This is a genomic window from Paraburkholderia sp. UCT2, assembly GCF_014397665.1.
Lineage (GTDB): Bacteria > Pseudomonadota > Gammaproteobacteria > Burkholderiales > Burkholderiaceae > Paraburkholderia > Paraburkholderia tuberum.
Genome location: NZ_VZQO01000143.1, coordinates 1 through 909, shown reverse-complemented (window position 1 = coordinate 909; position 909 = coordinate 1). Strand labels below are relative to the sequence as shown.

Annotated in this window: 1 protein-coding gene; it reads left to right on the top strand. The window is 64.0% G+C overall.

Features of this window, described 5'->3' with window-relative positions:
• Window positions 1-124: 124 nt before the first annotated feature.
• Window positions 125-880 carry a tyrosine-type recombinase/integrase gene (locus F6X39_RS36125; RefSeq protein ID WP_410450771.1) on the top strand — a complete coding sequence of 252 codons (756 nt, stop codon included), beginning with the start codon at window positions 125-127 and terminating at the stop codon, window positions 878-880.
• The last annotated feature ends 29 nt before the right edge of the window (window positions 881-909 follow it).

Genomic DNA, 909 nt, shown 5'->3' with positions numbered 1-909 from the left:
GAACGAAACCGCTCGCGCGGTAGGGGGCTCCGGCTAGACGTGGTGGTTTGTGAGGGGTCGGCTGCGCGGTTCCGTATGTTGGCGAATGAGGCAATCCGCCTCGTTCGCCAGCAGGAGCCGAATCATGACCTCTCAACCGAGTGCCAGCCCGCTGCGTCAGCGCATGATCGACGACATGCGAATGCGCCAGCTTTCCCCCAAGACGCAAGCCAACTATCTGCGCATCGTGCGCGAGTTCTCCCGGTACCTTGGGCGCTCGCCTGATACTGCCACCGTCGAGGACCTGCGCGGCTACCAGCTGGATCTGGTCGATCACGGCACGTCACCGGTGTCGCTGAACGCCGCGATCACCGGGCTGAAGTTCTTCTTCGAGACCACCCTCCACGAACCGGAACTGATGGCCCGCATGCAACCCGTGCGCGTGCCCCGCACACTGCCGGTTGTGCTCAGCCCGGATGAAGTACGGCGGCTGATCGCCGCAACGGGCAATCTCAAGCACCAGACGGCCCTCTCGCTCGCCTATGGCACCGGCCTGCGCGTCAGTGAGGTGGTCGGGCTAAAGGTCACGGACGTCGACAGCCAGCGCATGACGCTACGTATCGAACAGGGCAAGGGCCGCTACGCGATGCTCTCTCCGGTACTGCTCGAACGCCTGCGGGTCTGGTGGCGCGTCGCCCGTGCCCAGGGCAGGATGCTCGACGGCGGGTGGCTGTTTCCCGGGCTTGATCCCATCGATCCGCTCAGCACCCGGCAACTGAACCGCGCCATCCATGCCGCTGCCGAGGCCGCGCAGATCGACAAGCGCGTGTCGATGCACACCTGCGCCACTATCTTCCCTGCCGGACTATGTCTTGTAAGCCCGGAATGCTGCTCCTTTTGAGGCAAATGGGCGAAGCCAAATAGAGATAG

Coding starts and splice junctions, on each gene's coding strand:
- F6X39_RS36125 (WP_410450771.1), top strand. CDS start 125: ATGACCTCTCAACCGAGTGCCAGCCCGCTGCGTCAGCGCATGATCGAC.